Origin of the sequence: Luteolibacter luteus, assembly GCF_012913485.1 — a bacterium.
Lineage (GTDB): Bacteria > Verrucomicrobiota > Verrucomicrobiia > Verrucomicrobiales > Akkermansiaceae > Haloferula > Haloferula lutea.
This window is the reverse complement of sequence record NZ_CP051774.1, coordinates 2,110,805-2,123,949: the sequence shown is the minus strand read 5'-3', so window position 1 is coordinate 2,123,949 and position 13,145 is coordinate 2,110,805. Positions and strand designations below refer to the sequence as shown.

Sequence of the window (13,145 nt, the reverse complement as noted above, 5' to 3'; positions counted from 1 at the left end):
GTTCGACACCTTCGGAACCCCTCGTGCGCCCCCCTCTGAAATGCCCCTCAACTGCCGATCGGATGCCACACCGTCTTCGCCTCGACGAAGTCCTTGATCGCCCAAGCAGACTCGTGCTTGGCGGAGTGCCAATCGGTTCCCGGTTCATGAAGCTTCACTCGCTTCACGCTTTCGGCGGCCCCTTGCTGGAGAAGCGTTGCCTCTTCCTTGCCAGCCGCCGCAGCGAGGGCGCGGATATGCTCGTGGGTGGCGAAGGTGGCGAGGAAGTCCTTCCGCTCGCCGGTGAGGAGATTCACCACGCCACCGGGCAGGTCGCTGGTGGCAAGCATTTCGCCCAGCAAAATGGAAGGGTAGGGCGCGCGTTGTGATGCGAGGGCGATGACGGAATTGCCCGCGGTGATGGCCGGAAGGATCAAGGTCATCAGGGCCAGAAGCGGGGCTTCCTCCGGTGCCAGGATGCCTACAACGCCGACCGGCTCGGTGACCGTGAAATTGAAGTGCGGCGAGGCTACCGGGTTCACGCTGCCCAGCACTTGCTCGTATTTATCCGCCCAACCGGCATAGTGGACGATGCGATCGATGGTCGCCGCGACTTCCTTCGCCGCATGGGCCGCGGAAGTGCCGTCCAGAGAGATTGCTCCGGCCATCTCCGCCTTGCGCGCCTCTAGCATCTCCGCGAGGCGATAGAGGATCTGTGCGCGGTTGTAGGGCGTGCGTCTGGCCCATCCCGCACCTGCCTTCGCCGCGGCCTCCACGGCATTGCGCAGGTCCTTCTTGGTGCACTGCGGAATGTTCGCGAAGAATGCGCCGCTCACATCATGCAGCGGATAGACGCGCCCGGATTCGGAGCGGATGAAGGCGCCGCCAACGTAGCACTTCGGGGTCTTGGTGATCTTGAGGCTCATGGGAACGAAATGATTTATTCGGATTCAACCTTGGGATCGGCAGGCATTTTTTCCGCGGGTGGTGGCGGTGCAGACAGCTTTGAGAGGATGCTATTCATCTGTCTCAAGACTTCGTTTTGAGACTGGAGCTGGATCTCGATGTTCTTCACGTCTGCATGCAGCTCGCTTGTCTTGTTGTCGAGAGATCGCAACTCGTTCTTTAAGGCGCGGACTTCGCGTTTAAGGTCACTGGTTCCGCCGGAATTCCCGAATAGCAGCACGATCAGGGCGATCAGGATCAGCGTGCCGCAGCCGAGGGAAACCTTGTTGCCGGTAGCTTGAGACATGATGCATTTCTAGGGATCGGACCGGAATCCTGCCATTCCGATTAAAGCCGGTGATTGGAAGCTGACTTTCCAAAGTGATGGTTCCCCATGACCGCTTGAGGAGCTATTCGAGGTTCGCATATTCGAGCAGCCCGTGTCTGCCGCCTTCACGACCGAAGCCGGACTCCTTGTAGCCGCCGAAGGGTGAAGAAGGATCGAATTTGTTGTAGGTGTTCGCCCACACGACGCCAGCCTTCAGCTCGCTGGCCATCTTGAGGATGCGGCTGCCCTTGTCGGTCCAGATTCCGGCGCTCAGGCCGAAGGCGGTGTTGTTTGCTTTCTCGATGGCTTCCTCCGGCGTGCGGAAAGTAAGGATGCTTAGCACCGGGCCGAAGATTTCCTCTCTCGCGATCCGGTGGCTCTGCGTGACATTGGTGAAGAGGGAAGGAGGGAAGTAGAAGCCCTTCGCGGGCAGCTTGCAGGGGGATTGGTGCAGCTCCGCACCTTCCTTCACGCCGATGGCGACGAGTTCCTTGATCTTCGCAAGCTGTTCGGCGGAGTTGATCGCGCCGATGTCCGTATTCTTGTCGAGCGGATCGCCGACGCGTAGCACCTGCATGCGGCGCTTCAGCTTGTCCACCACCAGATCCGCCACGCTCTCTTGCACCAGTAGGCGAGAACCGGCGCAGCACACGTGACCTTGGTTGAAGAAGATCCCGTTCACGATGCCCTCCACGGCTTGGTCGAGCGGAGCATCGTCGAAAACAATGTTCGCCGCCTTGCCTCCGAGTTCGAGTGTGAGTTTCTTTCCGCTACCCGCTAGCGCGCGCTGGATGATCTTCCCGACCTCGGTCGAGCCGGTGAAAGCGATCTTCGCTGCGGCCGGATGATTCACCACCGCGGCACCAGTCTCACCGGCACCGGTGACGATGTTCACGACACCGGGAGGAAGACCGGCATCGGAGAGGATGCTTGCGAACTTCAGCGCGGTGATGGATGTCGTCTCGGCCGGCTTGATCACCACCGTGTTTCCCGTGGCGAGAGCGGGCGCGATCTTCCATGCCAGCATGAGCAGTGGGAAATTCCACGGGATCACTTGGCCCACCACTCCCAGCGGCGCGAGACTGCGGCCCGGCGAGACATACTCGAGCTTGTCCGCCCAGCCGGCGTGATAGAAAAAATGGGCCGCCGCCATCGGCAGGTCGAAATCGCGCGCTTCCTTGATTGGCTTCCCCCCATCGAGCGTCTCCGCCACGGCGAATTCCCGTGCGCGATCCTGCAAGAGCCGGGCGATGCGGAAGAGATACTTGCCGCGCTCTTTGCCAGGCAGCTTGCTCCACAAGGGAAAGGCCTTCGTGGCGGCGGCATAAGCGGCATCGACATCTGCAGCGCTTGCCAAAGCGATCTCGCTCAGCTTCTCGCCATTTCGCGGTGCGATGGAGTCGAAATACTTCTTCGACCTCGGCGCGGTAAACTTGCCACCGATGAAGAGTCCATAGCGCTTTTCGATGCATGGCTCTGCTGATTCCGGCGCGGGATCGAATTCCCACAGATCTCCAAAGAGAAGTTCGCGCGGGCGGACGTTGCGGGAGTTGTTTTTCTTGGTCGCCATCGTGTCGAAAAAATTTAGCGGCGGTCTATGGCCACTCAGTATCCGGATGAATCATCGCTGAAGGTCCACGGTGCCTGATAGGCCCCCGTTCGTTGTGTCTCCAACTGCCTCAAGAGGTCATTCAACAACGACGAGGCTCCGAAGCGATAGCGGCGGTTGTTCAGCCACGCGTCGCCCAGCGTTTCCTTCACCGCCGTGAGGAACTGGAGTGCCTGCTTGGCAGTGCGGATGCCTCCGGCAGGCTTCATGGCGATCTCGGTGCCGGTCGCGAGGTAGAAGTCGCGGATTGCTTCGATCATCACTTGGTTGTTACCCAGCGTAGCGTTGGCAGAGGTCTTCCCGGTGCTGGTTTTAATGAAATCTCCAGGACGCAGCACGCGCATCGCCAGAAAGGAGGCGGCACGGATATTGTCATAGGTCTCGAGCTCGCTGGTTTCGAGGATCACCTTGAGCGTGGCTTCGCCGCAGGCTTCACGAACTTGGGCGATCTCGTCCTGGACCAAGGACAGCTCGCCCTCATGGAATGCACCACGGTTGATCACCATGTCGATCTCGTCCGCGCCATCTGCCACGGCTTGGCGGACTTCAGCCAGGCGGGTCTTCAGCGGCGCTTGTCCGGAAGGGAATGCCGTGGCAACGGAGGCGATCCTCACGCCGCTCCCTTTCACGTGTTTCGCGGCATGCTTTACCATCGAGGGATAAACGCAGACCGCCGCGACCCGTGGGATATCGCCTTCATGCGGATAGAGCGCCTTTTGGCACAGAGACTCCACCTTGCCCGGCGTATCCTTTCCCTCCAGCGTGGTGAGGTCCACCATCGTCACTGCCAGCTTCAGGCCGAAGACCTTCGAGCCCTTCTTGATCGAACGCGTGGTGTATTTGGCGGCCCGCTCTTCAATGCCAACGGCATCGACGGGGCCGATTTCATCCAGGAGGCGACGCAAGGCCGGGCGGGTCATCGCGATCCAGCTTGCCGGGTCCGCTTTCGAGGGACAATGGCAAAGCCCTCCTCGGGTAGGGGATTTCATCCGGGCGATCCCGGCTACCAACGCCTGCCACTGCTTGTCCTCAAGACCTCGTCCGTATCCGTTCGCGGATGGAACCCCTCTCGCAAAATCACAGGCTCACCCTCATGATTCGACCGGGGGATCTCGCAAGGAAGCGTCGCGAGAGATCCTCGAATTGATCCGAGAGGTCGGTGAGATGGATCTCCAGCTTCCCGGGGTCCGCCTTCTCGCTAAGAAGGTCGAGCTTGGTGAGATCATTCTTCACGTGCTCCGCGCAGGTCGTCGCGGAATCGACGAGCCGCACGCCTTCCGGCAGGAAATGCCTCAGCACCGGAATCAGCAGCGGGTAGTGTGTACAAGCCAGCAGCAGCGTGTCGATGCCGCGATCAAGCATCGGGTCCAGATAGGTATGGAGGGCGGCGAGGGTGGACGGGTGATCCAGCCAGTCTTCTTCCACCAGAGGCACTAGGAGAGGTGCCGGAGTCGCATGTAAAATCAGGCCCGTACGCCGCAGTGCGAGAGCGTGCTGGTAGGCATGGGAACGGACCGTGCCGCGGGTGGCGATGATGCCGATGCGCTGTGCACCCGGGTCCGCAAGCACGGCTTCCACGCCCGGTTCGATCACCCCGATGATGGGCACTTGATAGCGCTCCTGCAGCGAGGGCAGCGCGTGGGCGGTGGCCGTATTGCAAGCCACGACCACGGTTTTCACCCCCCGGTCTAGGAGGAAGCGCACGTCTTCATGCGAGAACTGCCGGATGGTTTCCGGGCTTTTTGACCCGTATGGGACACGGGCGGTATCTCCCAGATAGACAATGTCTTCCGAGGGAAGGAGTTGCTGTACGGCACGAACGACGGTCAACCCGCCGACGCCGGAATCAAAGATGCCCAGAGGGGCGTTGCGCATGAGCGGGAGAAAAGCGGGGAAATCCCCCGCCCGCAAGCTTCACCCGTGGATCTCGCGCCGGCGCCGGGAAAGCATCGCCATGCCCCCGAAAGCGACCAAGAGGGCGGCTGTCGGCTCCGGCACCGCGGCGATCCCTGTTTGCTCGAAAATCCACGGATAAAAGAGGCTCAGATGACTGGCCCCGCTTAGGGCGCCGTAGCGCCCATTGGTGCTGCCGGACATGGCATCCAAGGTTCCGCTATAGCTGTTGATGCCCACCAGGTAGTTCACACCTGCCACGGTGACGAATACCCCTCCGCCGCTGTCGCCGGGAGTGACATTCCCTTCCAAGAGGGTCGGTGTGGGGTCAGAGGCCGGATTATTCTTTGTCGGATCGCCCGGTCGGTCGAAATCCGCGATGAAGGAGGTGGAGGGCAGGCCCTCGTAGAGCGGATGGTCTCCCAACACGTCGATCACGTTGGTGAAAGCGCGGAATTCGAAGGGGCCCTGCTGGCCCGTCGCGCCCGTTCCGGCCAAGCCGTATCCGACCCAGGTGGCCTGCTGCCCAAGAATGGATTCAGGGCTGCCGAAGTCATACATTTGTGCCGGAGGCACTCCGTTCACGGCGGTGGAGAGAAAAAGCAAGCCAACATCGAAGTTCGGGCCGGAGAGGGTGAAATTCGGATGAACGATCGCGCTCTGGACCGTGTAGGTTTGCCCTCCCAAAACGAAGGTGCCGCCATTTTGCTTGGAAAGTGCCACATGGCCTGCGGTCAGAACCCATTGACCGCCAATTGAAACTCCGGACCCGCCAAAGCCCGAGCCCTTTACTTCCCCCACCGAGGTGTAGGGCTGGGCCGCGTCCCGGTACATTTGCGCGGTTACGGCAGGATCGTCGGCAGGCGCGATGATCGTGGAAGCGCTGGCGGTGGCTGAGACCGCCATGATGGCAATCGAGATGGGGGAAAGATATCGACGATGCATCCGGGGCGAAGATAAGGGGAGTTGCTTGGCGATGGGAAGTGCGCATTTTGCGCGAGGCTTTGCCTTTGCAAGAAGGTGTTATTCGGGCTACCGGGGGTGCGTGAACGGACAGATCGAAGTCGCGATCGTGGGCGGAGGCCCCGCAGGATGCACCTTGGCGGCGCTTTTGGCCCAGCGTGGCATCCGTAGCGTGGTCTTCGACGATGACAAACGTCCGGAACTGCTGGTGGGTGAATCCCTTCTGCCGCGAGTCATCAGCCTCATGCGCCGGCTCGGGATCGAGGACCGCGTGAAGCAATTCGCCCAATACAAGCCGGGCGTCGGCTTCATCTCCCGTGATGGCAGCCGTCTCGATTTCTTCTTCCCGCAAAAGGCGATCAAGGGGATGCCGAACTACGCTTACAACGTTCCCCGGCCCGAGTACGACAACCTGCTGCGCACCCGCGCGGAAGAACTGGGTGTCGTCTTCGTGAAGCGCCGCGCCGATTTGGAAAAGGGTAGCGATGGCCGCGAGATCCAGCTTACCGCGGATTGCTTGGCCTCTGTGCCCGAACTGAAGGGTCGGCACCCGAAGCTTCTGGTGGATTCCACCGGCCGCGCGCGCACTTTTGCCCGGCTGCTCGGCATCGGGACGAAGCGCGGCACGCGCAATGACGTCGCCTATTTCGCACACTTCGAGGGCTTCGATGTGGAAGCGATGAGGGAAGGGCAAGTGGTCATCACCACGCTGAGCCGCGGCTGGAGCTGGCGCATCCCCTTGCCGGGACGCCTGTCCGTCGGCGTGGTCGTGGACAAGTCTTTCGCCAAGGAGCATGGTGAATCCCCGGAAGAACGCCTGGAGTCGATCATCGCCTCGGAGCCCTTCCTGAAGGACGCGGGCAAAGATCGCCGCCGGGTGACCCCGGTGATGACTTACACGAATTACCAGCTCATTTCCGAACGTGGCCATGGTCCGGGCTGGGTCTCCACCGGTGATGCGTTCGGGTTTGTCGACCCCATGCTCTCGCCCGGACTCTTCATGGCGATGCATTCGGCAGACTTGTTAGACCAGCATGTCTTTGCCAATGGCTTGGAGATCCTGAATCAGCCGAAGCACTTGGAACGGGCTTATGCGAAGGTTTTCGATGAGCTCATCGACTGGCATGAGGCTTGGTCGGAACTGATTGAATATTTCTACGATGGGCGAATGTACGCCCTGCACGCTGCGGGTGAGCAGTTGTCAAAGCAGTACGGCGAGAGGGCTCTTCCGCGGATCATGGAGCGTCATTTGACGACCCAGATCACGCGTCTGCTTTCGGGTGTCGCTACCCGCAGCCGCTATGGACGACGTCTCCTGAGGTTCTCGTTGAAGCACCTCGTATGGGACGTCGATCCCGCCGAGACCTTTGCGATCAAGGCCTGACTGCCGCCGTGAGGCGCGGTTCCGGGCACACCTTGGTTTTACTTCACCACGTGCCACTGGCGATTGCTTGCGACGAAGGGACCCTGGGGTTCTCCCGTGGCTTCGAGCAAGGCCCTTTCGACAGCCTCCTGGTCCATCGAGAAGGTGTGAACCATGCGGGTCGGGAAAAGCTGCAAGGCATAGCGATGCGTTCCTTTCACCGTGCCATGGATCATGTGCTTGCTGCCCTTGGTTCCATTCGGCCGCGTGATGGAACTCAGGAGAAGCTTGGTGCCATCCGCGGTGTAAAGATCGTGACCGACCGCAGCATAGCTGGGAGATCTTGAGGCCTCCACTTGGACGTCCAAGCTGCCTTCTGCGCGAAGCCCGAGCTGCGTGGATCCAAAGTAACTACCGACTGTGACGGTGAGCGCGCCGAAGATTGCGAAGACCGGTTTCATGGGTGACTGCTAGTTCGCCCGGAATTAGCAGCCGATGTTCCAAATGGGACAGCTTCGTCATTTGAATTTGAGGAAAGCGAATGGATACGTAGATCACGCCATTAGTTCGGCTCCTGGATGGAGAACATCCCCTGCAACGAAAAAGCCCGGCTGGTGTCAGCCGGGCTCGTTCGTGAAAGGTGGGTGATCCGCGGAGTGTCAGCTTATTGCGGCTTCTGGATGTAGTTCCAGATGGCGTCGAATTGCTTTTGCGCATCTCCGTCCAACTCAGGGCGCTGCGACTTTCCTTCGTCACTGTAGCGGGGCATTTTGCTACCCGGTGTCACGGCGGGAGGATTGTCCATCCAGCGGTCGAACCATTCCTTGCGGAGGCGCTCATGGGAGAGTGCAAAGTTCACACCCTCCACTTCAAACGCCGCGGAAGGCTTCACCGGACCGACACCGTGGCACGTCGTGCAGCCGAAGCCATCGAGGCTGGCGAGCTTCTTGCCGATCTCGGCAAGACTTGCATCCGGAGTGGCATCGGGAGCTGCACCTGGCTCGACACCATGGATGCAAGCTAGGCCCTTCGCGAGATCCGTGGCGTAGCCATGGAATGCAGGCATGCGCATGTCCAGCCATGGGCGGGGACGGGGAGTGGCAGCGCCGTTGATCATCTTCTCCATGTAGGAGGAGTAGAGCATCTCACCGATGTAGGTGAGGTGCGGGCGGGATTGATCGAGCTTTTCATTCTCACCGTGCACGTGAGCGACGAGCGGCTTCGTCTCGACGTGGGTCGCATCCAGCAGGGACGGCTTTCCATCCATGCCGTGGCAGCTGGTGCAGCGGAGTGCCTTCACCTTCGCGGCGGCGTATTCGGCCGGCACGTGGCGGGAAAGGGGGGCAGTGCCCTTCTTCGAGAAGGCGATCAGCGCGGCGCGCTCTTCGTCGTTCAGGGCGAGCTTTGGCACCTTGCCGCCATGCTTGCCGGAGACGCAGCCATTGGCAGACCAATCTTTCGTGAAGATGGTTTCCACCGGTGTCGCGAAGCTCGGCGCAGCAGCACCGGCGTGGCAGGCCCCGCAATTCAACGCTTGGGCAAGTGCGGCACCCTTGGTGGCATCTCCCTTCGGGAATTCGGACTTCGGCTTCTCCACCTTGCTGGAAGCATCCAGGACGAAGGCGGCGATTTCATTCGCCTCGGCATCGCTCAGGGCGAAGTCAGGCATGCCGATGTGCGGATAGAGTGCATCCGGCTTCTTCAGGAAGGCCACCAGCGCCCCCGGTTGGAACTTGTCGGCCACATTGTGCAGCGGCACCCGGCCATGGGTGGCATCTGCAGCGGAAGCCCCCGGCGAGGTGTGGCAAGCCGCACAGCCGAGGCGGTGGAAATGCTCCCCGCCCTTTTGGGCCAGTGCCTTGTCTGGAGCCGCGGGTGCTTCACCCGCCTTCAGGGTCATCAGCCAGGCCGCGAGGTCTGCAGCCTGTTGCTTGCCTTCGGCTGTGGAGGCATCCACGAGTGCAGGCATCCGTGTATCCGCGCGGAGTGCCGAAGGATCCGCGATCCATTTGGCGAGCCACTCTTCGTTCAAACGGGAGCCGGTCGAGAAGAGGAGCGGAGCGCTCTCCATCATTTCCTGCATTCCGGCGACACCGGAAAGGTGGCACTTCGAGCAATGATTCTCCGCGAAGAGGAGGCGGCCCTTGCGAGCCGGATCCTCGGTCACTTCAGCCTTAAAGGCGGCCGGCGGGACGCTCTGCTTCGGAAAGGAGTGTTCTTCCCAGAAAAGGCGGAAACGTCCCGATCCGTCCGGCTTCGAGCGGAAGGTGATCGTGATTTCGTGATCACCCCGGTTCAGACGTGTGCTCTTGGAGGCCTTCGCGCCCAGAGTGCCCTCTTCGGCCAGAACTTCCTCGCCATCGATCGTCAGCGTCGCCTTGCCTTCACCTTCAAAGGAGAAGGCCAGACGCTGCCGCTCTGCCAGCACCAGCGTGCCCTTCCACGTCACCCCGAACTCTCCTGCAGGCAGGAAAGGGGTGGGGGACTCGCCCGCCTTCACCAGTAGCGCTGGCAGGCGGTCGGCACGGACATCGGTCGCGCCCCCACCTTCAAAGGTGGCGGCCAGCTCGGCGCGGGCAGCACCAAGCATCAGCGAAACGGGCAGGAGGAGACTGGCGAAACGCGGGAAGTTCATCACGAAAAGGGTAATTTGCTCGAAAGCGCCCGGTTTGTCAGGCGCTTTCGATAATAGACGTCGGATCTGGAGCTTGGGCTTACTTCACTTGCCCATCTTGCGGACGGTGGCGTGCAGATCTCCCTGCAGCACATCGCCTTCGGCATCTTCCAAATCCCAAGCAACTTTCAGCTGCATGGACGGCTTGTGGCCGGCGAGGTCGACTTCGACGGTCTGGCCGTCTTCCAGCAGGCGGGCAGCGGTGATTTCCACCTTGTCACGCTTGTGGGTCTCCTTCGACTCCTTCTCGAGAGCATTCTTCTCGGATTGGGTGTCCGGGTTATCCACCGAGAATTCGCCGGAGCCGTATTGCGGGCCGCGCACGTAGTTCCAGCGCTCGGCGGAGTAGCTTTCCGGGTCGGTGGCCAGTTCCTTGTCCAGCTTGGTCTCGAAGTGCAGGCGCACGCCCTTCTCAGTGATCTCAAGCTTGTCGGGGATCGTCACGGTGCCTCCGGTGTAGCGGATGCGCTGCACGGCGCACTCGCTCGCGGCATTCGTCTGCCAGCCGCGGAAGCCGGCCACGTAGAGCGAGCCATCCTGATGGAAGCGGGCGCGCATCGCGGAGGAGCCGAGGCTCACCGGGATCTTCACCACGCCACCCTGAAGGGTGCCGTCCACCGTGGCATTCAGCACGCGGTAGAGAGAAGACTGGCCGTAGGAAAGGTGGATCAGTTCACCGGGCTTCAAGCCCCACTTCACGCCCTGCGGCACCCAGACTTGGGAACCACCGGAATTGTCCACATCCATCGGCAGGTAGCAGAGCGGCTCGGTGTAGGGAGCATCCTTCAGGCCTTGGCGGCTCGGCTCGGTGCCGAAGAACGCCGGACGCTGGTCTGCGGTGATGAAGTTGAGCTTGCAGCAAGGCTGCCAGGTTCCCTCGTTCTCGCCGGTGGTGATTTCGCCGTTCGGACCCACGCCGAGGCCGCCGGGTGCACGCAGGCCGGTGGCGATCACCTCGAAGCTGGAAGCGTCCTTCGACAGGCGCATCACCGTGCCGTGGTTCGGGAAGATGGTGTCGAAGCCACGACCGCCGGGGCGGACCGGAGAGGCCTTCGAGAAGTAGAAATCGCCGTTGCTGTCGGTCTGCAGGTCGAAGGCGAACTCGTGGAAGTTCGGGGAGACGGCCACTCCGTTGAAGAAGTTTTCGAAGTAGTCGGCCTCGCCGTCCTTGTTCAGGTCCTGAAGCTTCGTGATCTGGTCGCGGCCATGCACGTAAATCGTGCCGTCCACCACCTTGACGCCGAGCGGTTCGAAGAGACCGGCAGCGAAACGCTTCCATTCCAGATTGCTCAGGTCGCCCTTCAGGCCCTTCACCGTCCAGACGTCGCCGTTCCAAGTGGAAAGCACGGCCGAATCCTCATCGAGGAAATCGAAGCCGCCGAAGCGGATGTTGGACTTCCAAGGATTGTTTTCCGGGATGGTGATGGTGTCGGTCACCCAGGCGGACTTCTTGTCATTGGAAACGGTGCCCTTGGTGGTCACGGTTCCCTTCCAGAGGCCTTCACCACCCTTGGTCAGGGACGTGAGGGCGGCAGGCTCGACGGCCTTGGCATCGCCGCCGCGGGCGTAGCTGATCGTGAAAGTGGTCGGGCTGGCGGCGGGCGCTAGGTTGGCCAACAGCCGGGTTGCCTTGTCGCCGGAAACCGCGAGCACGGCGGCCTTGCCACCGGCGGCTACCGAGAGACCGGAAGCGGCTTTTGCGGAGCCTTCGGCGACGGTGAAGGCGGAAGCGTCATCCGCCGCGAGAAGCGTCAGCGGCTTGGCGTGCGGGCCGACCTCGAACTTGCGGACCAAGCCGTTCGGCGAGGCCTCAAGCTGCTCGAGCACGCGGACACCGTTCACGGTGTACTCGAAGACAATCTGGGAACCATTGCGGAAGAAGCCCTTGTAAGCGGCTCCCGGGATGTTGCCGCAGGCGGCGGTCACGTCGCTGCGGGTGCGGTCCGCCTTGTAGACCGCGAAGCTCATCGGTGTCCGCTTGTCCTCGAAGTTGCCGGCGTCATTGGCCCAGCCGGGACCCGGGACGGTGTTGAAAACGAAATCCTTTTCGTTGGCGATCTTCACCAACTGGCCGTGGGCACCGGTCCAAGGCGTGCCACCCCAGTGGACACCACCCTTGTAGGCGGACACGACGCGGAGCGTCTCCGTGTCGAAAAGGGCGCGGCTGCCGTCGCCGAGGTCCACCAGCACGCCCTTCACGGCGGCGATTTGCTCCTGACCGTCGAAGGTTCCTGCGAAGGAATTGGCCCACGCGGGACCGATTTGCATTTCCTGATACCATTCAGCGGCAGTCACCGGCGCGACAGCGGCGGCGAGGACGATTGGTGCGATGTACGGGCGCATGAGTGCTTTGTAACGTCGAGGTTCGAGGTCGGGTTTACGGACCGCTGTGGAAAGCTTGCCGTTTGTGACGGCGCGCATTTCTTCCCCGGTCCGGGTGCCGCCTTCATACGGCATCTTCCCAATCGGTTTAGCAAGCCCCCCCTGTGTCGGAATTTCCCAAGACAGCGGGGATTCCGCCCGATTTCGTTTGAAATCCCCTCTTTCGGGGACAGCCGGGTGAGCGGGGTTTGATCCCGGCCAAAAGTGATCGAGCTGCCCTTTTGCCGCCTAAGGAGCGTGCAGGCTTTCCACGAGCCGGTCCAGATCGATCTGGTCTCCGAATTGGCTGTGAAAATGATCCATTCCCGAGGTGCCCGATAGGATCGTCTTTCCGGTTTTGGGATCGCGATACTCGTAATAATAGGATCCTTTCGACGGCGAATACTCGATCAAGACGTGATGGCGTCCCGCTTGGCCGAAAGAAGGGGGCAGATAGGCGATGGATTTGAGAATCCCGGCCTTTTCCGGATCTGTGGCCGCGTCGATTTGCTTTTCCAGCTCCGCGATCACTGCCTTTGCAGCCTGGGGAAAGGCCTTCGCTTTCAGGGTGATCAGCTCCGGCGAGGACGCTTCCCTGTCCACCGCGAGCGCTTGGTTGAACAAGGTCGCGAATTGCTTCCACATCGCCCGTGTCGCCCTTTCGACATGATCGAGCTCAGTTTCGGTTAGTCCGGCCGCTTCGGCAGCGCCGGTGGGAACATGGCCGCCATTGGCGAAAAGCTGGAGAGGCGGTGGCGAGGAGGGTGAAAGGTAGTCGGTCCGTCCGTAGATTCCGTCTTCGATGGTTTCGTCGTCGTCTTCAGGGGACGCGGACACTTCTTCCAGCAGCACTGCATGCGGCAGATCTGCTTCCCGCGCTTCTTCCAGGATTTTTCCGGAAGCCGGAGACGACATCTCCTTTTGCCGGGACTCCGGGGCTTCACCCGGGAAGAGAAGGGAAATCGTGATGATGATCAGCCCCGTGGCCAGGACAGAAACGATGATCCACTTTTTTCGCAGGGGCGTCATG

General features: G+C 61.2%; 11 protein-coding genes. 1 reads left to right on the top strand and 10 read right to left on the bottom strand.

Going from position 1 to position 13,145, the window contains the following annotated elements; all coding sequences use genetic code 11:
• Positions 1-47: 47 nt before the first annotated feature.
• From HHL09_RS08740 to HHL09_RS08715, 6 genes are all read right to left on the bottom strand, one after another.
• Complete coding sequence (locus tag HHL09_RS08740) at positions 48-905, bottom strand: aldehyde dehydrogenase family protein (protein ID WP_169454178.1); 858 nt, start codon at positions 903-905, stop codon at positions 48-50.
• A 14-nt stretch (positions 906-919) separates the two neighbouring features.
• Positions 920-1,231: a hypothetical protein gene (locus tag HHL09_RS08735; protein ID WP_169454177.1), complete on the bottom strand. Its 312-nt coding sequence runs from the start codon at positions 1,229-1,231 to the stop codon at positions 920-922.
• 103 nt (positions 1,232-1,334) lie between these two features.
• On the bottom strand, positions 1,335-2,762 hold the full coding sequence (locus HHL09_RS08730) for an aldehyde dehydrogenase family protein (RefSeq protein WP_169457713.1): 1,428 nt from the start codon (positions 2,760-2,762) through the stop codon (positions 1,335-1,337).
• A 95-nt stretch (positions 2,763-2,857) separates the two neighbouring features.
• On the bottom strand, positions 2,858-3,781 hold the full coding sequence (gene deoC, locus HHL09_RS08725; protein WP_169457712.1) for a deoxyribose-phosphate aldolase: 924 nt from the start codon (positions 3,779-3,781) through the stop codon (positions 2,858-2,860).
• A gap of 157 nt (positions 3,782-3,938) precedes the next feature.
• The gene (murI, locus tag HHL09_RS08720; protein WP_169454176.1) at positions 3,939-4,736 is read right to left on the bottom strand and encodes a glutamate racemase; all 798 of its coding nucleotides are present in this window, start codon (positions 4,734-4,736) and stop codon (positions 3,939-3,941) included.
• Between the two features lie 39 nt (positions 4,737-4,775).
• Positions 4,776-5,699, bottom strand: coding sequence for a trypsin-like serine protease (locus HHL09_RS08715; protein WP_169457711.1), 924 nt, complete (start codon positions 5,697-5,699; stop codon positions 4,776-4,778).
• A gap of 100 nt (positions 5,700-5,799) precedes the next feature.
• On the opposite strand from HHL09_RS08715, the gene HHL09_RS08710 reads away from it, so the two are divergent.
• Positions 5,800-7,101, top strand: coding sequence for an NAD(P)/FAD-dependent oxidoreductase (locus HHL09_RS08710; RefSeq protein WP_169454175.1), 1,302 nt, complete (start codon positions 5,800-5,802; stop codon positions 7,099-7,101).
• Positions 7,102-7,139: 38 nt separating this feature from the next.
• Here HHL09_RS08710 and HHL09_RS08705 read toward each other — a convergent pair whose 3' ends face one another.
• From HHL09_RS08705 to HHL09_RS08690, 4 genes are all read right to left on the bottom strand, one after another.
• A complete protein-coding gene (locus HHL09_RS08705) occupies positions 7,140-7,541 on the bottom strand; it encodes a hypothetical protein (RefSeq protein WP_169454174.1) in 402 nt (133 codons plus the stop codon).
• 203 nt (positions 7,542-7,744) lie between these two features.
• Positions 7,745-9,715 carry a c-type cytochrome gene (locus HHL09_RS08700; protein ID WP_169454173.1) on the bottom strand — a complete coding sequence of 657 codons (1,971 nt, stop codon included), beginning with the start codon at positions 9,713-9,715 and terminating at the stop codon, positions 7,745-7,747.
• Positions 9,716-9,799: 84 nt separating this feature from the next.
• Complete coding sequence (locus HHL09_RS08695) at positions 9,800-12,097, bottom strand: DUF6797 domain-containing protein (protein WP_169454172.1); 2,298 nt, start codon at positions 12,095-12,097, stop codon at positions 9,800-9,802.
• Positions 12,098-12,364: 267 nt separating this feature from the next.
• Complete coding sequence (locus tag HHL09_RS08690) at positions 12,365-13,144, bottom strand: hypothetical protein (protein ID WP_169454171.1); 780 nt, start codon at positions 13,142-13,144, stop codon at positions 12,365-12,367.
• Position 13,145 lies beyond the last annotated feature (1 nt).

Bases quoted from the DNA above. Each gene is read 5' to 3' on its own strand.
- murI (WP_169454176.1), bottom strand. From the start codon at position 4,736: ATGCGCAACGCCCCTCTGGGCATCTTTGATTCCGGCGTCGGCGGGTTG.
- HHL09_RS08715 (WP_169457711.1), bottom strand. From the start codon at position 5,699: ATGCATCGTCGATATCTTTCCCCCATCTCGATTGCCATCATGGCGGTC.
- HHL09_RS08690 (WP_169454171.1), bottom strand. From the start codon at position 13,144: ATGACGCCCCTGCGAAAAAAGTGGATCATCGTTTCTGTCCTGGCCACG.
- HHL09_RS08735 (WP_169454177.1), bottom strand. From the start codon at position 1,231: ATGTCTCAAGCTACCGGCAACAAGGTTTCCCTCGGCTGCGGCACGCTG.
- HHL09_RS08705 (WP_169454174.1), bottom strand. From the start codon at position 7,541: ATGAAACCGGTCTTCGCAATCTTCGGCGCGCTCACCGTCACAGTCGGT.
- HHL09_RS08700 (WP_169454173.1), bottom strand. From the start codon at position 9,715: ATGAACTTCCCGCGTTTCGCCAGTCTCCTCCTGCCCGTTTCGCTGATG.
- deoC (WP_169457712.1), bottom strand. From the start codon at position 3,781: ATGACCCGCCCGGCCTTGCGTCGCCTCCTGGATGAAATCGGCCCCGTC.
- HHL09_RS08740 (WP_169454178.1), bottom strand. From the start codon at position 905: ATGAGCCTCAAGATCACCAAGACCCCGAAGTGCTACGTTGGCGGCGCC.
- HHL09_RS08695 (WP_169454172.1), bottom strand. From the start codon at position 12,097: ATGCGCCCGTACATCGCACCAATCGTCCTCGCCGCCGCTGTCGCGCCG.